General features: G+C 34.8%; 17 protein-coding genes and 4 tRNA genes. 17 read left to right on the forward strand and 4 right to left on the reverse strand.

All coding sequences use genetic code 11. The annotated features are described in order from the left end of the window. Positions 1–8 precede the first annotated feature (8 nt). From aroC to recB, 10 genes are all read left to right on the forward strand, one after another. Positions 9–1,082 carry a chorismate synthase gene (aroC, locus tag GQ594_RS01735; protein ID WP_160411175.1) on the forward strand — a complete coding sequence of 358 codons (1,074 nt, stop codon included), beginning with the start codon at positions 9–11 and terminating at the stop codon, positions 1,080–1,082. Continuing rightward, complete coding sequence (locus GQ594_RS01740) at positions 1,079–1,831, forward strand: TSUP family transporter (RefSeq protein WP_160411176.1); 753 nt, start codon at positions 1,079–1,081, stop codon at positions 1,829–1,831. The genes aroC and GQ594_RS01740 overlap by 4 nt, the downstream gene beginning before the upstream one ends. A gap of 246 nt (positions 1,832–2,077) precedes the next feature. After that, a complete protein-coding gene (locus GQ594_RS01745) occupies positions 2,078–3,001 on the forward strand; it encodes a LysR family transcriptional regulator (protein ID WP_160411177.1) in 924 nt (307 codons plus the stop codon). A gap of 149 nt (positions 3,002–3,150) precedes the next feature. Then, the gene (gene rpsO / locus GQ594_RS01750) at positions 3,151–3,420 is read left to right on the forward strand and encodes a 30S ribosomal protein S15 (protein ID WP_085164450.1); all 270 of its coding nucleotides are present in this window, start codon (positions 3,151–3,153) and stop codon (positions 3,418–3,420) included. A gap of 307 nt (positions 3,421–3,727) precedes the next feature. Further along, positions 3,728–5,848: a polyribonucleotide nucleotidyltransferase gene (pnp, locus tag GQ594_RS01755; RefSeq protein ID WP_160411178.1), complete on the forward strand. Its 2,121-nt coding sequence runs from the start codon at positions 3,728–3,730 to the stop codon at positions 5,846–5,848. A 25-nt stretch (positions 5,849–5,873) separates the two neighbouring features. Beyond that, positions 5,874–6,734 carry a lipoprotein NlpI gene (gene nlpI / locus GQ594_RS01760; protein ID WP_160411179.1) on the forward strand — a complete coding sequence of 287 codons (861 nt, stop codon included), beginning with the start codon at positions 5,874–5,876 and terminating at the stop codon, positions 6,732–6,734. Positions 6,735–7,050: 316 nt separating this feature from the next. Continuing rightward, positions 7,051–8,817, forward strand: coding sequence for a DEAD/DEAH family ATP-dependent RNA helicase (locus GQ594_RS01765; RefSeq protein ID WP_160400390.1), 1,767 nt, complete (start codon positions 7,051–7,053; stop codon positions 8,815–8,817). A gap of 243 nt (positions 8,818–9,060) precedes the next feature. Then, positions 9,061–9,357: a YfcZ/YiiS family protein gene (locus GQ594_RS01770; RefSeq protein WP_160411180.1), complete on the forward strand. Its 297-nt coding sequence runs from the start codon at positions 9,061–9,063 to the stop codon at positions 9,355–9,357. A gap of 25 nt (positions 9,358–9,382) precedes the next feature. Next, positions 9,383–9,826, forward strand: a complete 444-nt coding sequence (sixA, locus tag GQ594_RS01775; RefSeq protein WP_202112417.1) for a phosphohistidine phosphatase SixA — start codon at positions 9,383–9,385, stop codon at positions 9,824–9,826. Further along, a complete protein-coding gene (recB, locus tag GQ594_RS01780; RefSeq protein WP_160411181.1) occupies positions 9,805–13,281 on the forward strand; it encodes an exodeoxyribonuclease V subunit beta in 3,477 nt (1,158 codons plus the stop codon). Before sixA ends, recB begins: the two co-directional genes overlap by 22 nt. A gap of 98 nt (positions 13,282–13,379) precedes the next feature. Here recB and GQ594_RS01785 read toward each other — a convergent pair whose 3' ends face one another. Next, positions 13,380–16,466 (reverse strand): beta-galactosidase, encoded by a 3,087-nt coding sequence (locus GQ594_RS01785; RefSeq protein WP_160411182.1) that lies wholly within the window; start codon positions 16,464–16,466, stop codon positions 13,380–13,382. A 412-nt stretch (positions 16,467–16,878) separates the two neighbouring features. Here GQ594_RS01785 and GQ594_RS01790 point away from each other — a divergent pair, with 412 nt between their 5' ends. Beyond that, positions 16,879–18,591 (forward strand): carbohydrate porin, encoded by a 1,713-nt coding sequence (locus GQ594_RS01790; protein WP_160411183.1) that lies wholly within the window; start codon positions 16,879–16,881, stop codon positions 18,589–18,591. A 129-nt stretch (positions 18,592–18,720) separates the two neighbouring features. Here GQ594_RS01790 and GQ594_RS01795 read toward each other — a convergent pair whose 3' ends face one another. Both GQ594_RS01795 and GQ594_RS01800 read right to left on the reverse strand, forming a co-directional pair. Next, positions 18,721–19,728: a substrate-binding domain-containing protein gene (locus GQ594_RS01795; protein WP_160411184.1), complete on the reverse strand. Its 1,008-nt coding sequence runs from the start codon at positions 19,726–19,728 to the stop codon at positions 18,721–18,723. A gap of 215 nt (positions 19,729–19,943) precedes the next feature. Continuing rightward, the gene (locus GQ594_RS01800; protein WP_160411185.1) at positions 19,944–22,061 is read right to left on the reverse strand and encodes an alpha-galactosidase; all 2,118 of its coding nucleotides are present in this window, start codon (positions 22,059–22,061) and stop codon (positions 19,944–19,946) included. A gap of 215 nt (positions 22,062–22,276) precedes the next feature. Here GQ594_RS01800 and GQ594_RS01805 point away from each other — a divergent pair, with 215 nt between their 5' ends. The 6 genes from GQ594_RS01805 to GQ594_RS01830 all read left to right on the forward strand — a co-directional run bounded on the left by GQ594_RS01805 (position 22,277) and on the right by GQ594_RS01830 (position 24,662). Beyond that, positions 22,277–22,891 carry a TIGR04211 family SH3 domain-containing protein gene (locus tag GQ594_RS01805; RefSeq protein WP_160411186.1) on the forward strand — a complete coding sequence of 205 codons (615 nt, stop codon included), beginning with the start codon at positions 22,277–22,279 and terminating at the stop codon, positions 22,889–22,891. Then, complete coding sequence (locus GQ594_RS01810) at positions 22,892–23,989, forward strand: multifunctional CCA addition/repair protein (RefSeq protein ID WP_160400396.1); 1,098 nt, start codon at positions 22,892–22,894, stop codon at positions 23,987–23,989. It begins immediately after the preceding gene. A 116-nt stretch (positions 23,990–24,105) separates the two neighbouring features. Beyond that, positions 24,106–24,182 (forward strand) — tRNA-Met (locus GQ594_RS01815). A 37-nt stretch (positions 24,183–24,219) separates the two neighbouring features. Then, positions 24,220–24,304: transfer RNA gene (locus GQ594_RS01820), tRNA-Leu, on the forward strand. Positions 24,305–24,327: 23 nt separating this feature from the next. Continuing rightward, positions 24,328–24,402: transfer RNA gene (locus GQ594_RS01825), tRNA-Gln, on the forward strand. Positions 24,403–24,587: 185 nt separating this feature from the next. After that, positions 24,588–24,662 (forward strand) — tRNA-Gln (locus GQ594_RS01830). A 283-nt stretch (positions 24,663–24,945) separates the two neighbouring features. Here GQ594_RS01830 and GQ594_RS01835 read toward each other — a convergent pair. Beyond that, a complete protein-coding gene (locus GQ594_RS01835; RefSeq protein ID WP_160400397.1) occupies positions 24,946–25,746 on the reverse strand; it encodes a YdgH/BhsA/McbA-like domain containing protein in 801 nt (266 codons plus the stop codon). Between the last annotated feature and the right edge of the window lie 315 nt (positions 25,747–26,061).

Below are 26,061 nucleotides of genomic sequence, written 5' to 3' on the forward strand. Positions count from 1 at the left end.
AATTTATTATGGCCGGAAACTCAATCGGAAAATTATTCAAAGTAACCACATTTGGTGAATCGCACGGTATAGCATTAGGGTGTGTAGTCGATGGGGTTCCACCAGGGCTTGGGTTAACAGAATCAGATATGCAATACGATTTAGATCGCCGTCGGCCTGGTTCATCTCGTTATACCACTCAACGCCGAGAAGCAGATCAAGTTAAAATTTTATCTGGCGTATTTGAAGGTGTTACAACGGGAACGAGTATTGGTTTACTTATTGAAAATACTGATCAGCGTTCTCAAGATTATAGTAAAATTAAAGATATCTTTAGACCAAGCCATGCTGATTATACTTATCAAAATAAATATGGCATACGAGATTATCGCGGTGGTGGTCGATCTTCTGCTCGTGAAACAGCTATGCGAGTAGCTGCTGGTGCTATTGCTAAAAAATATTTACAAGAAAAGCTAGGCATTACTATTCGTGGTTATTTAGCTCAGATGGGGGATGTAAAGTGTGAGTTGAAAGACTGGCAACAGGTTGAACAAAATCCATTTTTCTGTGCTGATGAGAGTAAACTAGATGAACTTGAACAGTTGCTTCGTACACTAAAAAAAGAGGGTGACTCAATTGGAGCAAAAGTTTGTATTATTGCTGAAAATATTCCTGTAGGACTTGGCGACCCCGTATTTGATAAACTTGATGCTGAACTTGCGCATGCATTAATGAGCATTAATGCCGTAAAAGGCGTTGAAATTGGTGATGGTTTTGATGTTGTAAATAAACGTGGTAGTGAAAATCGTGATGAAATAACGCCTAAGGGTTTTTTATCTAATCATGCCGGCGGTATTTTAGGTGGTATTAGTTCAGGACAAACCATATTAGCCAGTATTGCTTTAAAGCCAACACCAAGCATAGAAATCCCAGGTCAATCGATTAACGTTTTGGGTGAAAGCGTTGAAGTATCTACACATGGACGACATGACCCATGTGTTGGTATTCGAGCAGTACCTATTGCAGAGGCAATGGTTGCTATTGTACTGATGGATCAATACCTTCGTTATCGAGCTCAATGTAGTGATGTAAATAAACTATGAGTTATGATCTGCTTATATTACTTTTTCTAATTGCGTCTTTAGCCGGCTTTATTGACTCTATTGCTGGTGGAGGTGGTTTGTTGACTGTACCTGCATTACTTGCTGTTGGTCTACCTCCAGCTAGCGCGTTAGCAACCAATAAATTACAAAGTTGTGGTGGTTCGTTTTCTGCTAGTTTATATTTTATTCGTCAACAGATGGTGAATTTGAAACAACAAAAATGGGCAATTGTTTTTGCTTTTGTTGGCTCTGCAATTGGCACATTGTCCGTGATGCATATCCAAACTGAGTTTTTAAAATTATTATTACCGATTTTAACTATCAGTGTGGGATTATATTTTTTGCTTTATCCCACAATCGGCGAAAACGACCGTAAAAGCCGTCTTTCACTTATTCAATTTGCACTAATTCCTGCTTTTGGTGTTGGTTTTTATGATGGCTTTTTTGGCCCTGGTGCAGGTTCATTTTATGCGTTAGCTTATATTATGTTAGCTGGCTTTAATTTAACTAAAGCGACTGCGCATACCAAAGTGTTAAACTTCACCTCAAATTTAGCTGGTTTACTATTTTTCACTATGGGTGGGGAAGTGATATGGTCAATTGGATTGGTTATGTTAGTTGGTCAATTTATGGGGGCAAGACTTGGAGCTAAAATGGTTATAGCCAAAGGTCGTAAATTAATCCGACCAATGTTAATTACAGTTTCGACTCTTATGAGTATAAAATTAATTTACGAAAACTTTTTTTAATTACTTATAAGCTAAATAGTTCATGTTTTGCGCTATCTAGAATATCTAAAGTAATTTTATTATCAATTCTACTTTTTCTCACTTTTACCTTTCATAATTCATTTGCATCAAAAAATTTTTCAAAAAGTTTTTAAGAAAGCATATGCTTGAGTATAAAATAGAAACAAGTATTTACTTCACTTAAATATTATTTAGTATATATTTGTGTTATGTAAGGTAGTTTGTGTTAACACATCAACCAATATTATGAAACTTCAACAATTACGCTATATTTTAGAAATTGCACGCTCTGGTTCAATTAATGAAGCAGCTAAGAATTTATATATTACTCAACCTAGTTTATCAACTGCGGTGAAAGATTTAGAAACAGAATTTGGTATTGAGATTTTTGTGCGTAGTTCTAAAGGGGTCTCACTTTCGACTGATGGTGTTGAGTTTTTAGGTTATGCCAAACAAGTTTTAGATCAGGCTGAGCTATTGGAACAACATTACTCCAAAAAAGAACCTTCTAAACAGTTATGCAGTATATCTACTCAACATTACGCTTTTGCGGTTAATGCTTTTGTAAATTTAATCAAAAAAAATCAAACTGATGAGTATGAGTTTACGCTCAGAGAAACAAAAACACATGATATTATCATTGATGTTGCGAATTTACGTAGTGAAGTTGGTATTTTATATTTGAATGACTTTAATCAGAAGGTGATCTTACGGTTATTGAAAGAACATCGACTAACCTTTAATCCTCTTTTTGAAGCGGATCCTCATGTATTTATTAGTACACATCATCCATTAGCTTCGATGAAGTTATTAACTTTAGATGACTTAGAAGATTATCCTTATCTCTCTTTTGAGCAGGGTGAATATAACTCATTTTATTTTTCCGAAGAAATTTTAAGTACGGTTTATCATAAAAAGAGTATACACGTCAGTGATAGAGCAACCTTATTTAACTTATTGCACGGACTCAATGGTTATACCATTAGCACAGGGGTTTTAAGTGCTGACTTAAATGGATCTGATATTTTATCAATACCGCTAGATGTAGAAGAAAAAATCCTAATTGGCTGGATCACATCACAAAAGGCTCAACTAAGCTTATCAGCTCACAATTATATTGAGGCGCTAAAAAAACTAATTCAAGAAGAGTATGGTTTCGAGCTTAAGTAAATACTGCTGCTAACTAAATAAATCAAATTGCTATTTTTATAAATTTCAGTATAATTACGTAACTCATATATTCACTATATGGATACCGAGGAATGTCTGAATTAGAGATCGGTCATTCCATTTTTTATATTTATTTTAAGAGGTTTATTATGTCTCTAACTGTAGAAACTAAAGCGAAAATCGTTGCCGAATATGGTCGTGGCACTAATGATACTGGTTCAACAGAGGTTCAAGTTGCTCTTTTAACTGCACGTATTAATGATTTACAAGGTCATTTTTCTGAGCATAAAAAAGATCATCACAGCCGTCGTGGTCTATTACGTATGGTGTCTAGCCGTCGTAAATTATTAGATTATTTACGTCGTAAAGATATTGAACGTTATAACCAATTGATTAAAAAACTAGGTTTACGTCGCTAATTGACAATCTACTTGAAAAGAGGCTTAGGCCTCTTTTTCGTTGTGAAAAATCGGTGCTCTGATATAATATTGAGCGTTAAAAATTATTATTTTATGTAAGCCAACAAAGTAAAGATTATATCTCATGTTTCGCGCGACTAATGAGAGCTCTATAATTTATAGATTTGTCATTAGTCGTGACAGTGAAATAATCTTTTTGTTGTATATATCCCCACATGGTTGAAGAGAGTATCAATAAGCGTAGCGTAATGCTGCGTCCTGTCGAAATATCAAACTTCAACATAACAAATAACAAGAGGACACTATTTTGTTTAATCCGACATGTCAAAAATTTCAATATGGTCGTCATACCGTGACTTTAGAAACTGGTATTATGGCTCGTCAAGCAACAGCCGCTGTTATGGTTAATATGGACGATACTGCTGTGTTTGTCACGGTCGTTGCTAATAAAAAAGTAAAAGAAGGTCAAGACTTCTTCCCATTAACGGTTAACTACCAAGAACGTACCTATGCTGCAGGTCGTATTCCTGGAGGTTTTTTTAAGCGTGAGGGGCGCCCAAGCGAAGGCGAAACTTTAATAGCACGTCTAATTGACCGTCCACTTCGTCCATTGTTCCCAGAAGGATTTGTTAATGAAATCCAAATTATTGCAACTGTTGTTTCTGTTAATCCTGAAGTTAGCCCTGACTTAGTCGCAATGATTGGTGCTTCTGCTGCACTTTGTTTATCGGGTGTGCCATTCCATGGGCCTATTGGTGCTGCACGTGTTGGTTTTATTAATGATGAATTTGTACTAAATCCATCAGTTAAAGAGCTAGCAACGAGCCGTTTAGATTTAGTCATTGCCGGAACTAAAAGTGCAGTATTAATGGTGGAATCTGAAGCTGATTTACTTACTGAAGATCAAATGTTGGCCGCAGTAGTATTTGGTCATGAAGAACAACAAGTTGTTATTGATAACATCAATGAATTTGTAGAAAAAGCTAATTGTGAAAAATGGGATTGGGTAGCACCATCTAAAAACGAAACATTATACAATGCTATTGTAGAACTAGCTAAAGATCGACTAGGTGAAGCTTATCGCATTACTGAAAAACAAGCTCGCTATGCTCAAATTGATTTAATCAAAGAAGATGTATTAACCGTATTAAAAGAACAAAACGAAGAGCTTGATGAAAACGAAATTATTAATATTATCGTTGATTTAGAAAGCCAAATCGTTCGTCAGCGTGTTATTGCCGGTGAACCACGAATTGATGGTCGTGAAAAAGATATGATTCGAGCACTTGATATTCGCACTAATGTTTTACCAAGAACACATGGTAGTGCATTGTTTACGCGAGGTGAAACTCAAGCACTAGTTACAGCGACATTAGGTACAGAACGAGACGCACAAATCATCGATGAGTTAACAGGTGAATACACTGAGCGTTTTTTACTTCATTACAACTTTCCTCCATATTCTGTTGGCGAAACAGGTATGGTTGGTTCACCAAAACGTCGTGAAATTGGTCATGGTCGCTTAGCTAAACGTGGTGTTGCAGCAGTAATGCCTAGCCGTGAAGAGTTCCCATATACAGTTCGAGTAGTATCTGAAATTACCGAGTCAAATGGTTCATCTTCAATGGCTTCTGTATGCGGTGCTTCACTTGCGCTTATGGATGCAGGTGTGCCAATTAAATCATCGGTTGCAGGTATTGCAATGGGACTGGTAAAAGAAGGTGATCAGTTTGTAGTACTATCTGATATTCTTGGTGACGAAGATCACCTTGGTGATATGGACTTTAAAGTGGCCGGTACGCGTGAAGGTGTTAGTGCATTACAAATGGATATCAAAATTGAAGGTATTACTAAAGAAATTATGCAAGTAGCACTTAACCAAGCAAAAGGGGCACGTTTACACATTTTAGGTGTAATGGAACAAGCAATTAATAAGCCTCGCCAAGAGATTTCAGAATTTGCACCACGTATTTATACAATGAATGTAAATCCTGACAAAATTCGCGATATTATAGGTAAAGGTGGCGCAACAATTCGGGCTTTAACCGAAGAAACAGGGACAACCATTGAAATTACTGATGATGGTACCGTTAAGATTGCAGCCTCGGATGGTAATAAAGCTAAAGATGCTATGGCACGTATTACTAACTTAGTTGCTGACGTCGAAATTGGTAAAATTTATACAGGTAAAGTAACAAGAATCGTTGATTTTGGTGCTTTTGTATCGGTTATTGGTGGTAAAGAAGGACTTGTTCATGTGTCTCAAATTGCGGATCATCGAGTTGAGAAAGTGGCTGATTATCTAAAAGTAGGCCAAGAAGTGAATGTTAAAGTACTCGAAATTGACCGCCAAGGTAGAATTCGTTTGAGTATGAAAGATGCTGTTGAGTCAACATCGGCATCAGAAACAGAACCAAGCGCAGAATAAAAATATTATTCACTAGGGGATAAAAATGAAATTATTCAACCTGAGAACTGTATGCTGCTTTTTGCTAACTGTTGCTCTGTTGTCAGGTTGTTCTAATTCTCAGTATTTATTGGCTGTTCCTGAGCAAGTTTCATATGATGATGAGTTAAAAATTGCTCAGCTCAGCCAGCAATTATCACAAAAAGATCTTGATACTATAACGCGGATGCAGCTCATATTTGAACGTGGTATTGTTTATGATTCATTGGGGTTTAAAGCTTTTGCACAAAGTGATTTTTCGTATTTGTTAGGTTTTAACCCTGAAATTCCTGATATTTACAATTTTCTTGGTACTTATGCGTTAAGAGATGGTAACTTTGACGAAGCTTTAACGTCGTTTAATACTGCATTAGAGCTTGATCCATCTTATGCTTATGCTTACTTAAATCGTGCCATTACGTTATATCGTACAGGGCATTATCAAGCAGCAAAGCGTGATGCATTACAGTTTTATCAATATAATGTGAATGAACCCATCAGAATTTTATGGCTTTATCTGATTGAAAAGGAAACTAATGATAAAGTTGCCCAAAATGAGCTGCAACAACGTTATGATCTGATTAATGATAAAACGATTTATAGTGGCAATATTATTGCATTCTATTTAGGCAAAATAAGTGAGTCTAAATTAATGCAGAACCTTCAACAAGGTGTCGAGAATAATCGTCAATTAGCTGAACGCCTTTGTGAAGCCTACTTTTACTTAGGTAAATATTATCAAAGTAAAGGTGATAACGAACGTGCCAAAATGTTATTTAAATATGCTTTAGCCAATAATATTTATAACTATGTTGAACATCAACAGGCACTCTATGAAATAAAGTTACTTGAAGAAAAAGAAAAGTAACATGGGTCATGCCAGTTTTAAAAGTGAAAATATTGTTATAGCGGAGTTCTGATTTGCCAAATAATATATTCTCAACATTGAATAATGTAATTAACTTTAAGTTTATTATGTATATTGAATACTTGTTGAGTTGATATTGGCAGTTAGTTATTGGGGTGAGTTGTAAATTTTCAATTTAGTGAGCTGGCATAAATTTATATCTGCTTTTTTATTTGGTTTAACAAAAATACAAAATTGAGTGTTAGTTAATAACCATCAATTTTTTTGTTAACTAAATAAACAAGTTTATATATTCAAAATTTATAAGCGAGTTTACATGACAACAGAAGTTTCTTTTATTGACCTTGGTTTATCCGAGGATATCCTTAACGCATTAAATGATCTTGGTTTTAGCAAACCATCACCAATCCAATCTGAGTGTATTCCTTTATTATTAGAGGGTAACGATGTATTGGGAATGGCACAGACAGGTAGTGGAAAAACTGCTGCATTCTCAATTCCTTTTTTAATGAATATTGATGCAAATTTAAAAGCCCCACAACTTTTAGTCCTAGCACCAACGCGTGAATTGGCTATACAAGTTGCAGATGCTTGCTCTGAATATTCAAAATATATGAAAGGGATAAAAGTACTTGCTCTATATGGTGGTCAACGCTATGACGTTCAATTACGTGCGTTAAAACAAGGTCCACAGATTGTCGTTGGTACACCTGGTCGTTTATTAGATCATCTTAATCGCAAAACATTAGATCTTTCAAGTCTTAAAGGTTTAGTTCTTGATGAGGCCGATGAAATGCTAAGAATGGGCTTTATTGATGATGTTGAAAGCATCATGGCAACCATTCCTGAAAATCACCAAACAGCGTTATTTTCGGCAACGATGCCTGCTCCTATTCGTCGTATTACTAAACGATTTATGCATAATCCCAAAGAAGTTCAAATTAAAGGTACTAATCAAACAGCACCTGATATTGACCAAAGTTATTGGCTTGTTCGTGGTATGCGTAAAAACGAAGCGATTGTTCGCTTTTTAGAAGCAGAAGATTTTGATGCTGCTATTATTTTTGTTCGAACAAAATCAGCTACTTTAGATGTGGCAGAAGTGCTTGAAAAACATGGCTATAGTTGTGCTGCATTAAATGGAGATATGACACAACAGTTGCGTGAACAAACATTAGATCGCTTACGTAATGGTCGTTTAGATATTTTAATTGCAACAGATGTTGCTGCTCGAGGTTTAGATGTTGAACGTATTAGCTTAGTAATTAACTATGACATTACATTGGATTCTGAATCTTATGTTCACCGTATTGGTCGTACAGGTCGAGCTGGTCGTGCTGGTCGTGCTATTTTATTTGTTGATAGCCGTGAACGTCGTTTGCTTAAAAACATTGAACATACTATTAAAAAACCAATTCCAGAAGTCGGATTGCCATCAAAAGAATTACTTGAAAAACGCCGTTTAGCTAAGTTTACTCAGCAAGTTCAAAAGCAATTAGAAAGTAGTGATTTAGATCAATACCAAACCTTGTTATCACAAATACACAATGGCAGTGGTACTGACATGGAAACGCTAGCAACGGCATTATTAAAATTAGCTCAAGGTGAACGCCCACTTATACTTCCTCCCGATCCTGTCTTTAAGCCATCAAGAGATATACGTGATCGTGACGATCGTCGAGGTGAACGACGCCTGCGAGGCGATAACCGCGAAATGCCAAAACGTCGTGAACGTCGCGATGTAGGTGATATGGATATGTATCGTATCGAAATAGGTAAAGAAAACGGTGTGGAAGTTCGCCATATTGTTGGTGCTATTGCTAATGAAGCAGATATTAGTAGTCGTTATATTGGTAATATTAAGCTTTATGAAACTTATTCTACTGTTGAATTGCCTAAAGGGATGCCAAAAGACATATTGAAACATTTTGAAAAAGTAAGAGTGCTTAATCAACCAATGAAAATGAGCCTTGTTAGTGGTACAAAATCTGAAGCAAAACGAGGCCGTAAAGGCGGTAAATCTGATTCATCAGATAAAGAATTTGCTAAAAAACGCGGTCGTCCTTCTGCTCCTAAATTCTAATTTGATTAACCTTTGCCCTAATGGCAAAGGTTTTTATTCATTTCTTATATATTATTACTAATTTTATTTAATAGCATTATATAATCAGTAATATAAAAATTTTTTATCTAAGTTATATCTATTCAGAATTAAAATTTTTATCTCATCATTATATTAACTGAAATAAAAAGTGTTAGCATTTTGCCCTCAGTTATGATTGAGTGTATACTGTTGAAAATATTAACTGGTAAACCGAGGTATAGCATGACAGATTCTTTAAACAAATGTAAAGCAAATGAAACCGCAGCATGTTGTTGTGTGGATGTTGGTACAATAATTGATAATGAAGATTGTAGCGCGGAATATGAACATATTTTTGCTACAGAACAAGAAGCGCAAAGTAAATTAGACTTATTGACTAAAGCAGCAGAAGATGTTGCAACTGAACCATGTGAAATTACAAGCCGAATTGAAAAAGTAGACAATGCTTTTAAGCTAAATGTTAATTTTACTTTTTGTTGTGGTGCTGAATGCATGATTTTTCAATTAAAATTACGCTAATTAAATACTGATGAAAGTTTGTATTATGAGACACGGTGAAGCTAGCTTTTCTGCTTCATCGGATTCAAGTCGCACGTTAACGCATTATGGTATTCAACAGTCAAATCAAGCAGGAATATGGCTTAAACAGCAAAATTGTCGATTTGATTTTGGTTTAGTAAGCCCTTATATACGTGCTCAACAAACATTAACCGAATTATCATCACACGTTAGTGTTGCAAAAGTTGAAACTAATTCATGTTTAGTGCCAAGCGGTAGCCCATCTTCTATTGTCGATATGTTAACGATGTTGTTAAATGATGGTGTTGAAAATGTGATTGTGGTATCACATTTGCCATTAGTGGGCTATTTAGTTAATGAACTGTGTCCGCAAGTTTCTCCTCCTATGTTTCCTACTGCTGCAATTGCTTGTATTAATTTATCGCACAACTCTGCAGGAAAGTTTGAATGGTTTCATCAAGTGGAGTAAAAAAACTAAACCTTTTTGATTTGCCTTTAACAGGTCGAACTTTAATTGAAGCATCGGCAGGAACAGGTAAAACTTATTCGCTGGCCTTCATTTACTTAAGGTTATTACTTGGTATTGGTCAAAATAGCTATCCAAGGCCTTTAGAAGTTAAAGAAATTCTTGTGGTTACCTTTACTAAAGCCGCAACGCAAGAACTACGTTCACGGATAAGAAAAAACATACAAGAATTACGAATAGGACTACTACAAGGACAGCATAAAGATCCTATTTATCAAAAACTCATTGAATTAATTGTTGATCGCAAGTGGGCTGTGCAACAGCTTACTGTTGCTCAACAATCAATGGATGATGCAGCAATTTATACTATACATAGTTTTTGTCAGCGAATACTGACTAGCCATGCATTTGAATCAGGTGTTTTATTTGAACAAACGCTAATCTCGGACGAATATCAACTAAAATTACGAGTAGCTCAAGACTTTTGGCGGCACTATTTTACTCCATTAGATAAACCTCTGGCTCATTTAGTACTTAGCACATGGCGAGATCCAATCGCATTATTGAAAGATATTAAACCATATTTAAGTCTGAATCTTGATGATAATAACAAAATAAATTCTGATATCAGTACAACAATTAAGTCATTTTACCAACAAAATTATAAAAAGATTGAAGATATTAAACAGTCTTGGCTAGCATCGACTGATGAATTAGTTAAAATCATTACCGAATCAGGTGTCAATAAACAATCTTACAGTAATCGAAACTTGCCCACTTGGATAAATAAAGTCTCTACATGGGCTAACAAGCCAACATTAACGTTTGAATTACCAATCGAGCTTGAAAAGTTTAAGCAATCGGTTTTAATTGAAAAAACAAAAGAAGGAAAGGTTGCACCATATCATTTTGTTTTTGAACAAATTGATAACTTATATCAACAGCCATTTAATTTACGTAGTCAAATCTTAATGGATATTGTTGGGGCAATTCAACAAGGGCTCTACAATGAAAAAATCAAACATGGCGAAATGAGTTTTGATGATCTTATTTGGCAACTCAATCGTGCATTACAAGCAAAAACAGGTGAACGATTAGCACAAAGTATAGCTTCAAAATATCGTGTTGCTTTGATTGACGAATTTCAAGATACCGATCCCGCTCAGTATCAAATTTTTGACCGTATTTATGACAAGCAAAAGTTAGATCGGGGGCTATTATTTATTGGTGATCCAAAACAAGCAATTTATAGTTTTCGAGGTGCCGATATATTCACTTATTTAAAAGCTAAACAATCGACTGGTGAAAATTATTTCACTATGGATGTGAACCATCGTTCATCTGCTTCGATGGTCAAATCGGTTAACCAATTATTTGCCAATAATGATAATCCATTTATATTCAATGATATTCCTTTTTTGCCTATGGATGCGGCAAAGCGAAATCAGCAAAAATTTCTACAAGTTAATAACCAAAAAATTGCTGCATTAACTGCTTATTTATTGCCAGATGATATTACCACGAATGCTGACTATCAAGAATACATAGCACGTTATTGTGCTAGCCAAATTGTGACTTTGTTATCTAACTCTTCACTATTCATTGATAACGAAAGTGAACAACGCCCAGTAACTACTGCTGATATTGCAATTTTAGTACGTACAGGGCGGGAAGCTGAAATTATCCAACAAAAATTGGCAGATTGTGGCGTTAAAAGTGTTTATTTATCAAATAATAGTAGCGTTTTTTCTTCTATTGAGGCAAAAGATGTATTGAACTTATTACAAGCGGTTTTAATGCCTGAAAACGAAACAACACTAAGATTAGCGTTAATGACCTCGCTATTGGGGCAAACAATGACCGAGCTTGAACAAATCAGCGATGATCAAGATAAGTGGGAAAGCTTAGTCGAAGAATTCAAACAATACCAAGCAATTTGGCAATACTATGGTGTATTAGTGATGCTACGCCGAATGATGAAAAAACGTCACTTAGCTGAAAATATATTAGTCCGACAAGATGGAGAGCGAATATTAACCAACTTAATGCATTTGGGGGAATTACTCCAAGACGCTTCTGATGAATTAGACAGCCCACATGCTTTAATTCGTTGGCTAACAAAACAAATCGTTAGTCCAGATCCTAATTTAGAAAACCATCAGCAACGCCTTGAAAGTGATGAAAATCTTGTCAAAATTATCACTATTCATAAATCCAAAGGATTGGAGTTTCCTGTTGTTTGGTTACCCTTTATTTCGATGTATCGTGAGTCTGACAGTCAATTTTACCATGATAAGAACAATGATTATCAACCAACCTATGCATGGTTATTGACTGATGAAATTAAGCAACAAATAGAAGATGAACGCCTTGCTGAAGATTTACGACTATTATATGTTGCAATGACTCGTTCGGTTTATCATTGTAGTATAGGGCTTGCTCCTTTGAAAAAAAACCGATCTGCTATAAGTTATTTATTAAAAGGTGAATTAAGATCAATTGCCAATATGGCTCATTTAGTTGATATACAATTGCCAATAGAAAGCAAACAATATGATCCTCCAATTTTACCAAATCAATTATTATCGGCTAACGTATTTACCCGTAAGATCTCAAATAGCTGGCGAGTTACAAGCTATACTGAATTACAAAAACATAATCATAGTGTATTGGATTATAACTCTGATGTTATCAATGATTGGGATGAGGCTACACTTGAATCTGATACCGTGCAAGCAAACGATTTACTATATGATATTCACCATTTTCCTAAAGGTGCATATGTTGGCACATTAATGCATAGCATGATGGAAAATATCACCTCAGATAGCCTTGATGAACTATCTGACAAAATGATAAAAAAACTCAATTTAGATTCGGTATGGAATGAGGTAATAACAAAATGGATGCAACGAATACTTTTAACACAATTACAAGAACCGAATTTAATGTTATCACAAGTATTAAAAAGGCAGTGCATTAACGAATTACAATTTTACCTCCCGATACGAAGTACCGTTACTAGCCAACAATTAGATAGCTTATGTAAACAATATGATCGCTTATCAAAATTATGCCCTGAGTTAGATTTTGAGTCCGTACAAGGCATGTTAAAAGGATTTATTGATTTGGTTTTTGAATTTGAAGGTAAATATTATGTAGTCGATTATAAATCAAATTGGTTAGGTGATAGCGTTGATTCTTATAGCCAAAAATCACTAGAAAAAGTAATGTGTGAGCACCGCTATGATTTGCAGTATCAACTTTATTGTTTGGCATTACATCGTTTTTTAAAAAGCCGTTTAGCAAATTACCAATATCAAACTCATTTTGGTGGTGTTTATTATCTCTTTTTGCGTGGCATGCCCGAGCACGGCGTCTTTTACCATTTACCAGAACAAGCATTTATCGAAGATCTTGACAAGTTATTTGAAGGGAAAGTGCCAAATGAGCTATAAATTTTAAAAAATTATTATGTAAAAAAGCATGATGAAATAACTAAAAATAAGGCACAAACAAATAGTGCCTTATTTTTTATATAGTTAATTTTTATTCATTAACATTTAAATACGAGTTGATAGCTATAATGCTTATCGGTCAATAAAAATTCACGATGTACATTTGGTGTCCAAGAGTCATCTCCGCCAATACCCATATGATAAGCATCAATACTGACATACGCATTGGGATTTGGCTCTAATAAATGGCGATGTGTTTTTGCCATTAATTGTTCAGTACCATATTGATTAATATTAAATTTAAATTGATGTCCAGTTATGATCATCTCATTAAGTTGCAGTTTTTTTACATCACAACGTAATCCATTTTCACATGGATAAATATAAGGTGTATAAAGTTCAGAAAAAGGTAATGACCAATCACCAAAAATAGCCGATGTTTTTCGATCAGGATAATTTTCATGAGGCCCTAATCCAAGCCATTTCACTTTTTTGGGAATTTGCTTTATTTTATAACTTAGTCCAATTCGTGCCGGTGCAGGCATATTATTGGCAATATCAACTTGTACAGATAAAGTTAAACTTCCTTCTTGATCAAACTGATGTTGCCATCTACTTTGAATGACTCTTTTGTTTTTAACAAAATAGCCATGTAGCGCTTCAATCACAATTTTATCGTTTAATTGTGAAATATTTATGCCCAAGCATCGGTGAGTAAGATTGTAATAACCAGCAGATTTCCACTGCTCAATCCAAGCAAATGGATTATTATTACTATCAAAATCGCCACTAATACCAATATCATTATCAATAGGAGCACGAATAAACTGATCCGTAAAAGGTGCAGCTAATAATGATTTATTGCCTTTTTTCCATTGGCAAAGTTGTCCTGTTTTTTTATTAAATTGCCAATATTGGTTTTTATAATTAACAATGTAATGATCTTTTGTTTCAGTCAATTTGAGCCTACTTTTTGCTTGGCAAAAAGCTAATGGTGGAATAAATGAATTATCAAGTCGCCACTGTTCCCATGCAACAATATGACCAGCTTGTGACCATGGTGTAGCCTTGTTTTGAATAACACGGGCTGACAAATGTAAGTCTTCACAATTTAAATCATTTGGTATCTTGGCAAGTAAAGTTATTTGTAATGAACTATTGGGTTTAATAGTAAGCTTAACTCTACCTTTTTGATATTTTTTTCCATTAACTAATAACTCCCAATATAAAGTTTCATTATTTGTATGATGGAATAAATACTCGCTTGTAATGTCAATAACCAACGGTTTTTGACTAATTAGCTTAAATTGGTATGGCTGTTGCACTTTTTTTACTTCAATCAAACTAGGATGAGGTTTTCGATCTGGAAACACTAATCCATCCAAGCAAAATTGTCGGTCATGATAAGTTTCACCAAAATCACCGCCATAAGCCCAATAATTATCGCCACAAGGTGTAGAACAGCGTATCCCATGATCAGCCCATTCCCAAATAAACCCACCTTGTAGCCTAGGATATTGCCTGAATGCTTGCCAGTATTTGTAAAAAGCACCTAGGCTGTTACCCATTGCATGGGCATATTCACATAAAATAAGTGGGCGATTTTCATCAGGCATTGAGATCCATTTTTTTATTGCCCATTTAGGAACATTGGAGTGAGGTTGATCTTGTTCAACGCGTGCATACATTGGACAAATGATATCGGTGGCGGTAGTATTGGCTCCACCACCTTCATATTGTACTGGGCGGGTTGGATCATTGCTTTTGATCCAAGCATAAAGGGCATCGTGGTTTGAACCATGTCCTGATTCATTTCCTAGCGACCAGATTATAATGGAAGGATGATTACGATCACGTTGAACCATTCGTGTCACTCGCTCACTATAAGCAGAAAACCATCGAGGATCTGCCGATAGGCGAGACATAGGAAACATACCATGCGATTCAATATTTGCTTCATCAACTAAATACAAACCATATTGATCGCAAAGATCATACCAACGTGGATCATTAGGATAATGACTGCATCTCACCGCATTAAAATTATGTTGCTTAATCAATTTAATATCATGCAACATTGCTTCTTCAGTTAATGCATATCCCAAATCAGGATAGAATTCATGGCGATTTGTGCCTTTTATTAATAGTGGTTTACCATTTAAGCATAGTTGTCCATGTTTTATTTCAACATTTCTAAATCCAACGTTATACGCTTCTGATTCAATTAATCCTGTTTTCTTGTGATATAAACTAACCACAATTCGGTAAAGATTTGGTGTTTCAGCGCTCCATAATTGTGGTTTAGTGACTGGTATTTGGCAATGTAAACGGTCAGAGTATCCTCCTTTTTCGTCAACAAAAGGTAGGCCGATTGATTGCATATGATCGACAACCAATTTATCTTGTTGCCACAATTCAACACCGACATTTAATAAATCTATATTTCCATCATGTTGAACATCAACTTGTAGCGATAAAGTGGCATTTTGATAACAAGCATCAAGTAAGGTGTCAATGTGAATATCACGTAAGTGTGATTTAGGTTTATTTAATAACGAAACACTACGAAAGATACCGCTTAACCGCCACATATCTTGATCTTCAAGATAACTACCATCACACCATTTTAGAACTAATACAGCTATGCGGTTTTTACCAACTTTCAAAAACGGAGTTAGATCAAATTCTGCAGGAATTCTACTATCTTGCGAATATCCAATCCATCGCTCATTACACCAAAGATGAAAAGCAGAACTAACTCCATCAAATATAATCCGTGTATCACCTTTAGCAAGCCATTCTTTAGTAATATTTATGTATCGAGAATAACATCCTGTTGGGTTTTCTTCTGGTACATAAGGAGGATTATAAGGGAAAGGGTAACGGATATTGGTATAAACTGGTGCATCATAGTTTTGTAACTGCCAGTTGGATGGTACTGGAATTGTTTTTGTATCAAGTTCCTTTGTTAACCATGATTCTGGTACTTGTTTTGGGTTTGAAAAATAGCTAAAAAACCAATTACCATTTAGCGATATTATTGAATCTGAATTACTATTATTATTAGCTTGTTGCTTATTTCTCCAACTATTAAATTTGGGGTGAGTATTAAGTTTATTAATACTTAATACAGATAAATTATTCCAATCGTGTCGACTTATAATGTCATTAAAAGAAGGATTCATATGTTCTCCGTTTTTCCTTGATTATTGTTACTATCAACCAGTTATTAATTATTATAGGTGGTCTGCGACTAAATACGGTGATCTTGTTAACATTTATGTAATCGTATACATAAAATGTTAAATCTAGTTTTATTAGATTTTATTGATTAAAAATTGTGTGGAGGAAATATATTCGCTAATGTTGTATACAAAATTAGAATTTTTAATGTGATATTAATCACAATATTAGCATTTAGCTTTTGAATAGTTCTTTTTATTGGTTATATTGAAAGTGCCTATTAAAAGGTATTGGATTGTTACCGACTTATAGCGGGCAAAACCTAAAGAATAGCTGTGGCCATTCTTTAGGTTTTTTTTTGTCTCGAATTTAAAAAATTTTTATGTATTTTTTAAAACAATTAGGTAGGGAAAAATGAAAACTTCAAAAAAAATAGTATGTAAAATCAAGCCAAAAAGAATTGTTTTAATAACTATACTAGGCTTATGTTATTTACCAAGTGTTATGGCAGCAACTCAAGATGAGTTAGAAGCAAGAATAGCGTTATTAGAACAAAAGTTATTAGCACTTAGCCAAGAGTCTAATGATTTGAAAAAACAAGTAATAGAGTCTAATAAACAGCTTGCTAAATTGAATAGTCATCTACAACAACAAGTTGTTATAAATAATCAGAAAAAAACACTTAAAAATAGTCAAAAAGCAACAATTACAAAGCAACATCTACCAACTAATCCTGTACACGCAAGTAATAATCAAATTGTACTAGTTAACACACCAAAAACAGATACTGTAAGAGATGAAAATAATTCAGAAAAGACATCATTTACATTGGCTGAGTTTAAAGACTATATTAAAGATGAAATAGGGTTTTCTTATAACGGCTACTTTCGTGGTGGTTGGTCAACTTCAAGTAATGGTAAACCTAAAAATTACGCTGAAGGTGCATTAGGTCGATTTGGCAATGAATATGGTGGTTGGTATGATCTTATCTTTAAACAAAAAGTTTATGACCAAGATGGAAGGCGAGTTGATGCAATTGTTATGATTGATGGAAACGTGGCAACAAATAAAGCTGCAGGGTTATTTAATACGCAAGATGATAATATTATGCAATTTTCAGATATTTATTTAGAGACCAAAGGGTTTGTACCGAGTTTTCCTGATGCAAAATTATGGGTTGGTAAACATTCTTTACCTTATAATGAAATACAAATGCTTGATTGGAAAACACAAAAAACGCCAGCGGGTGGGGGGATTGGTATCGAAAATTTAAATATCGGTATTGGTACTTTTGATTTAGCTCTAGTTAGAGCAGATGTAAATGTAAAAAATAAAAAAGAAATAATTAAAAATGATAGTAATGGAAATAAATTTACTCAATATAAAAAAGAAGAAGTTGATTTAAACCAACTAGAAATTCGCTATCGTGATATTCCATTATGGCGAAATGCAACGTTTGGTGTGAATGCTCGTTACTCAGCACCGAATAAATCCAAAATCCAAAATAGTGTATCTATTAAAAATGCTTGGCTTGGTAGCTTTGTCTTGCGTCAAAATGAGTTTTTTGGCGGATTTAATCAGTTTACATTACAGACAGCAACCAATTCTGTTGCTTCTCAGTTGGCTAACATTAATACCAATAACCCAGAGTTTGCCAGTAATTCGGATAATGATTATATTGGTCTCCATACTGGAGGTAAAGCTTATCGTCTAGTATCAGAAGGAGAAGCCTATTTAAGCGATAATATTATTGTTGCTCATGCTTTAGCGTTAACTTCAGGAAATGATGTTTATTCTTATGATCTTAATCTTCCTCACAGCGATTTCAAAAGTTTTAAATCAGCAATAAGACCTGCTTATATATGGGATACTTACAATCAAAGTGGTGTTGAATTAGGTTATTTTAGACAAAAAAATAAAGTCAAAAGTAAAACTTATGTTGAAGAAGGGTATAAAACTACGCTTTATCATTCATTTAAAGTAGGGAAAAGTATTTTATCTTCAAGACCAGATATTCGGTTCTATGTTTCTTATATAGAAGCGTTACAAAATGATATTAGTAAATTTGATTTTAATGGTAAAGATCATCAAATTAGCTTCGGCGTACAAACAGAAGTTTGGTTTTGAGTATAAGGTTGTAGATATAAAATTTATCATCTGAACTATATTCTAAATATAAAATAATGCCAATTATTTATTATATAGTTCAGATGCACAATATGAACTGCTTTCCGATATACATCTACTTTATTTTAGCTATTTATTAATCATAGTTACCGAATAACGTTTAGTTAAGGTTGGTGTATAAACATTAATCAAATTTGTTGGAATATTTCCTCCTTTAGAAAGCTTTAGTGCTAATTCAGCTGCTTGTTCAGCCATTGTCTGTAATGGGTAACGAATAGTAGTTAATTTAGGATGTAAATAACGTGATAAAATAAGATCATCAAAACCGATGATAGAAATATCGCTTGGAATGTTAATATCATTATCATAAAGCACAGACATTGCACCAGCTGCCATTGAATCGTTATAACAAGCAATTGCAGTTATATGACAGTTTCGTTCAAGTAAAGACATCATTGCTTGTTCACCGCCCATTTCATTTGGCAAACCAATAGCGATTAAGTTTTCATTAATATCTATATTATGCTCTAATAAAGCATCTTTATAGCCTTGTAAACGATCAGAAGAATCAGATATATTATGATTTGAACATAAATAACCAATTTTAGTATGTCCATGTTGAATTAGATGTTTGACCGCAAGATAAGCACCATAACGGTCATCAAGGGCAATGCAGCGTTTTTCAAAACCTTCTATGATTCGGTTTATCAAAACCATTCCCGGTACTTGTAACATTAATTTTTTAAGAGTGTTGTCGGGAATCATTTTTGCGTGTACAACTAATGATGAACAACGATGTTCAATTAATTGAGTAATGGCATTATATTCTTGTTGCTCATTATGATAACCATTACCAATCAACAAAAAATGCCCTTTTCGAGAGGCAACTTTTTCAACGGTACTAACCATAGCACCAAAAAATGGATCTGAAACATCAGCTACGACAATACCAATAGTATTTGAGTTTTGTTGCGACAAAGCTCGGGCATTGGCATCAGGATAGTAGTTTAGTTTTTCCATAGCATTTTTTACGGTATCTCGGGTATTATCTCGTACATTATTTGCGTTATTTATAACGCGAGATACGGTTGCAACCGAAACTTTAGCTAAACGTGCAACATCTTTTATTGTTGTCATAAAAAACCTTTTAATTAATTACTGCTAATATATTGTTTTATATATCACCTAAAATATAATACAAAAAAGATGCATAAAGCGAAAGTTAACTATTTTGTTTGTATTCTTGAGCAGATTAATTTGCTGTACTCTTATATAAAAATACAAATAGGGAATTAGCGATTTTTGCTAATTCCCTATTTGTTGCTAAGTGATAATATAATAAATTAATAATATTATTTAGCGGTTAACTTTATTAACATTGCTGTTGCAGGATCAAGTACTGGTAATGGTAATCCTATATTCATTAACCAATCACCAGATAGCGTTGTTTTATCTTTCATCCATTGTGGTAATACTTTCATAACATGACTATTTATTTTAGGATCAATATTATCAGGCATATCAAGCACCTCAATTTGGTATTGCTTATCAGCTAACAAACCTGCCAATCGCAAATTGCCGCTTAACGCATAGGTTGGTAATGTGAGTTGTGTAATGATAAATGCAGCTTCTTTTTTGTCTTGACTTACAACACCATAACTTTGCATTGCAGAGCTATCATCAACATCTAATCGTATGGTGTTACCACTATGCAATAAAGAACGCAATTGCTTATGTAAACAAATATAATGTGTAAAGCCTTTTTGTTCTTCCTCAGACTCTTTTACGGGATCGAGTTCAACTCCCATATGTCCAAATAAAGCGGTTAGACCACGTAAATTCATATGTAGTTCACGAAATGTGGTATGGCATAATTTTCCACCAATATGCGCTCCCATTACTTCTGGAGGAAAAAAGTAACTCATACCACGTTGAATTATTTGTCTATCTAATGCATCGTTAGAATCGGAAGTCCAAAAACGTTGGGTACGTTTTAAAATTTCGTAATCAATACGCCCACCACCTGATGAACAAGATTCAATCTCAACATTAGGGAATCTTTCTTGCAAAATATCAAGTAATCGATAAAGTGATTTTGTTTGCCCAACAATAGCAGGATTTCCTCCATGTCCAGGTTGTACGATTTCTCGATTCATATCCCATTTTATATAATCAATATCATGGCTACCAAGTAACCACGTTAGTCTTTCAAGTAGGTATTCAAATACAGCAGGATTTTGTAAATCAAGCAAATACTGATGGCGACCTTCTGGTTGTTGATAACCTGGTAGCTCAAGCAACCAATCAGGATGAGTACGATAAAGATCTGAATTTTTATTAATCATCTCTGGCTCAACCCAAATACCGAATTCCATTCCAAGATCTTTAACATGCTTAATCACAGGTTCTAAACCATTGGGATATTTGCGTCTATCTAAATACCAATCGCCTAATCCTTGATAATCATCATCACGCTTACCAAACCAACCATCATCAATAATAAAGCGTTCAACACCAATTTGAGCGGCTTTAGTTGCCATTTCCATAATGTAACTAGGATTGTGGTCAAAAAAGATACCTTCCCATGTATTAAGATGGACGGGCCTAGGTCTATTATTACAGAATTTAATAATATTGTTACGTAAATATTGATGAAAATGTTGGCTCATTTTGTTCAACCCTTCATCACTGTAGGTTGCGTATAACCAAGGTGTTGTTAAAGATTCATCCTTAGCTAGTAAAATTTCACCGGCAAGATAAAGTGCTTCGGCTTGAATAAAGCGCTTACCATTACTTTTAACCGCAACTTGAATACGATGGTTACCACTCCAACCTAAATGGAATCCCCAAACTTCACCCGTTTGTTCCTTAAAGCCTTCAGTTCCAACCATCATTCCTGGGAAATACTCGTGAGATGTTCGACCGCGGCGATTTTCTTGTAAATAACCGCAATGTGAGATTTTTGTTCGATGAGGAAAGAATTCCTTAATCCAACGCCCACTAAATGACATTAATTCTTGGGCTCGTTCAGTAATAGGTAATGTCACAGCAAGGCGATTAACTTGGTATGGTTCATCACCTAAATTAGTTAAGGTATTTTGACATTGTAGTACACCACTTTTATCTAAAATAAAATGACTAGTTAAGCGCAGTTTAGCGATAACGTCTTCGCTAATGATCGTTATATCATTATCATTTTTGATAACTTCTTTGGTAGCAAAAACTGGGGACCAATCTTTACCCTCTCTATGTCCTTCAAGCCCTGGTGTACTAAAATTACCTAAGCCTTCTTCAGGGCAAAGAGTGAAGGGTACATTGACATCTATACGAGAATTAGGCACAGCAGGCATCAACATATCGACCATTTCGAGTTGAGAGTTTTGTAAACGTTTACCAAAATAGCATAGTTCAGCATAAGGTTCAGTGCGAAAAAAAACATCAATATTATTATTGTTAATACGATAATTCATAGCGGCTCCAAAGTTATAATTCCTATATTTTATAAAATAATCATATTTTGTATAAAATAATACCTTTAATTTCATATTTTGTGATTAAGATCTCATGAAAATGTAATCGATTTCATTTTTGGTTTTCAAAATGGTTTGCTATAAAATGATTATGCGAATTGCTGTTTATTTATGTTATTATGTACTTGTTTATGGGCTATATTATTGGAAATATAATGAAAAAACAAAATATTATTGCGGTTCTTTCGTTTTTTACAATGGCTTTTGATACGTATGCTGTAGACAAATATGTGACTGATAATGTCGATATTTATTTGCGTCGAGGACCTGGTTCGCAATATGCGTTTTCTAATGCTGTTAAAGCGGGAGAAAAAGTTGTCGAGCTTGAAAAAAGTACAGATGGTAAGTATACCCGAATTCAACTCAATAATGGACGTACAGCTTGGATTGAAACAAATAAACTCAATGAACAACCAAGTTATAAAGAACGCTTTCCATCATTAGAAGCGAAACTTGCCGAATATCAAGACAAAGTAGATAACGCCGAAGCAAATCAACAAAAATTGGTGAGCGACTATGTTCAAAAACTAAAACTGGCAGAAGAATCAATAGCAACACTGCAAAATAAAAATGCAGTTTTAGAACAACAAGTTAAAGAGCAGGACTCACAAATTGAATCGATGTTAAATCAAGTGGACGATAAACGCCGTGATCTTATTGTAACTTGGTTTACCTATGGCGGACTTGTTGCAGGAGGAGGACTTATTTTAGGATTGATATTACCAAGTATTATACCTAGCCGACGCAAAAAAGACCGTTGGATGCGATAGATGAGAAAAATCTATCTTGTAGGCGGGAGTGTACGTGATAGATTGTTACATCTGCCTGTTTCTGACCATGACTGGGTTGTTGTTGGTGCTACGCCTGAAGAACTTTTGGCTTTAGGGTATCAACAAGTTGGTAAAGATTTCCCCGTGTTTTTGCATCCTATAACAAAAGAAGAATACGCATTAGCTCGAACTGAGCGCAAATCAGGTAAAGGCTATACTGGATTTATTTGTGATTTTGGTAAAGAAATTACATTAGAACAAGACCTCATTCGTCGGGATTTAACCATTAACGCTATTGCCATGGATGAAAATGGCAATATTGTCGATCCTTATCATGGTGTGGATGATATTAAACATAAGATTTTACGCCATGTATCACCTGCTTTTCGTGAAGATCCATTGCGTATTTTGCGTGTCGCTCGCTTTGCAGCACGTTTTTATCAGCTTGGTTTTAAGGTAGCACCACAAACCTTAGCGCTAATGAAACAAATGGTAATAGCGGGTGAAATTAGCTATCTAACTGCCGAACGTGTATGGAAGGAAACTGAAAAAGCATTATCAGCAAAAAATCCACAAATCTACTTTCAAGTGCTTGAACAATGCGGTGCGTTGACATTACTCTTTCCCTCATTAGAGTTATCAACCAATATAGTTGATGCACTAAAACAATCTGCTTTATTAACTGATGATTTAACCATCCGATTTGCCGTGTTGTGTGCTCAGTTACCTAGCAAGCCAGTGGTTGAAGCCCTATGTAAAAAAATCAAAGCACCTAATAATTACACTAAAATTGCCGTTATGGTTCAGCAATATCGTCATGATTTTGAGCATATACACATGCTCACCGCTGAGCAAATTGTGTCTTTACTAAATAGTATCGATGTTTGGCGTAACCCTTCACACCTTGAGCAACTCATTACAGCAAGTCAATCGTTTGCCAAAACGCCTGAATTTGTACAAGCAAATTACCTAAAAGAAGCTTATAAGATTGCCAATAATGTCAATGTACAACACATTATTGTGGAAGGTTACACAGGAAAGCAAATTCATTTTGAACTACAAAAAAGGCGAATTGAAGCGTTATTAAACTGGATTTGATTGCATCTTAATCAGTCGTCAATTTTTTTCAAAATATCTAAAAAAAAGGGTTGACGATTTGGCGTAATACAAGCATAATGCGCCTCGCAGTGTTGGTTATGACGTTGCGAATGAATGGCTACGTAGCTCAGTTGGTTAGAGCACATCACTCATAATGATGGGGTCACAGGTTCGAATCCCGTCGTAGCCACCATTAAGATTAGGTAGTACTTTTACCGGAAGTATTCAGTGCGGGTGTGGCGAAATTGGTAGACGCACCAGATTTAGGTTCTGGCGCCGCAAGGTGTGTGAGTTCAAGTCTCTCCACCCGCACCATTTAATTTTAGTGTCTTCTTTATTGGGGTATAGCCAAGCGGTAAGGCAGCGGGTTTTGATCCCGCCACGCCCAGGTTCGAATCCTGGTACCCCAGCCATTCCAACTGCTTAATTTTTTGATATCTGATTATTCAGTCTACTATTGCTTTTTGCAATTTATTTTTTCGATTATCCTAAACGGGTATAGAGGAATGGGTAGACGCACTAGGTTCAGATTCTAGTTCCGGAAGGTGTGCGAGTTCAAATCCCACTACTCGTACCAGATATCATCACTTCCTTCAATTGGGGTATAGCCAAGCGGTAAGGCAGCGGGTTTTGATCCCGCCATGCCCAGGTTCGAATCCTGGTACCCCAGCCAACTATTCACACTAAACATATGCACACATAAATGTTTTTTTAGTGGCCGTTGCTTATCTAAATATCATTTTAATTGAACGGAAATGCTGATTTGTTATTGCTGAATAGAATTTTGGTGTGCTTTTGCTTACTTAATTGTTAGTAACTCTTTGATTTTAATTAAAAATAAAAAATCAAATAAAATCAATAACTTTTCTGACCGTTTTTTAAAATAAAAACCCATGTAGGAAAGTGAATTGCTACATGGGTTGATTTTAGTAAAGAACAAGTTTATTTATGCTTTATTATTTATATAAATTGATAAAAACAGTTTGCGCTGTACTTGCTGGGTTGTTTGATACTTCTTTTACATAATAAAAATGTGCACCATTGGCAACAGCATGTTTTTGTGCTGCTTCGCTGATTTCAGAAGTATCGTTAAAGACACCATGGAAGCTAATAGTATCGTATGGTGTCATGCGTTTAAATGCCTCGCTACTGATTTCGTAAGCATCTTGACCTTGTATTGCGGTTGTAACGATGTAATCCCTCACAGGTGCATCTTGTTTATATAATGAAACATCAATGTCTTGGGCTTGGTCTTGACTACCGACTGATGAAATAGAATCGATATAAAACGCATAGGCATTTTTTTCAGCAGCTAATTTACTTGCCGCTTCAGTAATTTCGGAAGTGTTGTTGTAATTACCTTTAAATTTAACGACTTCAAATGGTACATAGTAAAGGGCTTTTGAGCGGTTATAGGAAACAACGCCATTATAAGTGGTTGGATTTTGCTCGACAGCTATTTGAGCATTAGATTTGTAAATATTAGCGTAAACAATCGCACGATCTGAAGAAGTTCCACTAGCTGGAGTTTCCATTGCTGTAATATAATAATATTGAGCACCGGCTTCATCAGCTGCACGCGAAATATCATCTGCAGCATTATCAGCTTGTAGATAATTTCCTGTTACTGAAATTTCTTTCAATGGTATTAAATGGCGGCTTTCTTTAGATGTTAATGGTTGAGCAGCATAAAGATTAGCAATAGGTAAAGATAATAATACAGCTAAAGCAATAGAAGATTTAGTAAAACGTTTCATGATATAGCCCTTCAATTTGAATTATTAAAATAGAAAATCACTGTTTAACGCTTATTTAATTTGCAGATGTATTAATGATGTCGCTTAGAGAGTATTCGAATTTATGAAGCTCCTGAGTGTTTTATCCTTGTCTACTTGTTAAAAGCATTAAGATATAGTTGTTTTAGTAGGAACAGATAGTAAAACAACTAGCTACTGTTATAAGATGTTTATGAAAAATCCTCAAGCTCTTTTAATGAAACAGCAAATCGTCTAGCATTATTTGCTTAAAATGAAATTAATTGCTAAAAATGGCGTTAATTCAGCACTGATTTT

This window comes from Gilliamella sp. Pra-s52, assembly GCF_009795805.1.
Lineage (GTDB): Bacteria > Pseudomonadota > Gammaproteobacteria > Enterobacterales > Orbaceae > Gilliamella.

Excerpts from the sequence above, each read along its gene's own strand:
- GQ594_RS01805 (WP_160411186.1), top strand. The coding sequence starts at position 22,277 with ATGAAAAAACAAAATATTATTGCGGTTCTTTCGTTTTTTACAATGGCT.
- GQ594_RS01740 (WP_160411176.1), top strand. The coding sequence starts at position 1,079 with ATGAGTTATGATCTGCTTATATTACTTTTTCTAATTGCGTCTTTAGCC.
- GQ594_RS01810 (WP_160400396.1), top strand. The coding sequence starts at position 22,892 with ATGAGAAAAATCTATCTTGTAGGCGGGAGTGTACGTGATAGATTGTTA.
- GQ594_RS01770 (WP_160411180.1), top strand. The coding sequence starts at position 9,061 with ATGACAGATTCTTTAAACAAATGTAAAGCAAATGAAACCGCAGCATGT.
- GQ594_RS01785 (WP_160411182.1), bottom strand. The coding sequence starts at position 16,466 with ATGAATCCTTCTTTTAATGACATTATAAGTCGACACGATTGGAATAAT.
- GQ594_RS01745 (WP_160411177.1), top strand. The coding sequence starts at position 2,078 with ATGAAACTTCAACAATTACGCTATATTTTAGAAATTGCACGCTCTGGT.
- rpsO (WP_085164450.1), top strand. The coding sequence starts at position 3,151 with ATGTCTCTAACTGTAGAAACTAAAGCGAAAATCGTTGCCGAATATGGT.
- recB (WP_160411181.1), top strand. The coding sequence starts at position 9,805 with ATGGTTTCATCAAGTGGAGTAAAAAAACTAAACCTTTTTGATTTGCCT.
- GQ594_RS01800 (WP_160411185.1), bottom strand. The coding sequence starts at position 22,061 with ATGAATTATCGTATTAACAATAATAATATTGATGTTTTTTTTCGCACT.
- GQ594_RS01790 (WP_160411183.1), top strand. The coding sequence starts at position 16,879 with ATGAAAACTTCAAAAAAAATAGTATGTAAAATCAAGCCAAAAAGAATT.
- GQ594_RS01765 (WP_160400390.1), top strand. The coding sequence starts at position 7,051 with ATGACAACAGAAGTTTCTTTTATTGACCTTGGTTTATCCGAGGATATC.
- aroC (WP_160411175.1), top strand. The coding sequence starts at position 9 with ATGGCCGGAAACTCAATCGGAAAATTATTCAAAGTAACCACATTTGGT.
- sixA (WP_202112417.1), top strand. The coding sequence starts at position 9,383 with ATGAGACACGGTGAAGCTAGCTTTTCTGCTTCATCGGATTCAAGTCGC.
- GQ594_RS01835 (WP_160400397.1), bottom strand. The coding sequence starts at position 25,746 with ATGAAACGTTTTACTAAATCTTCTATTGCTTTAGCTGTATTATTATCT.
- GQ594_RS01795 (WP_160411184.1), bottom strand. The coding sequence starts at position 19,728 with ATGACAACAATAAAAGATGTTGCACGTTTAGCTAAAGTTTCGGTTGCA.
- nlpI (WP_160411179.1), top strand. The coding sequence starts at position 5,874 with ATGAAATTATTCAACCTGAGAACTGTATGCTGCTTTTTGCTAACTGTT.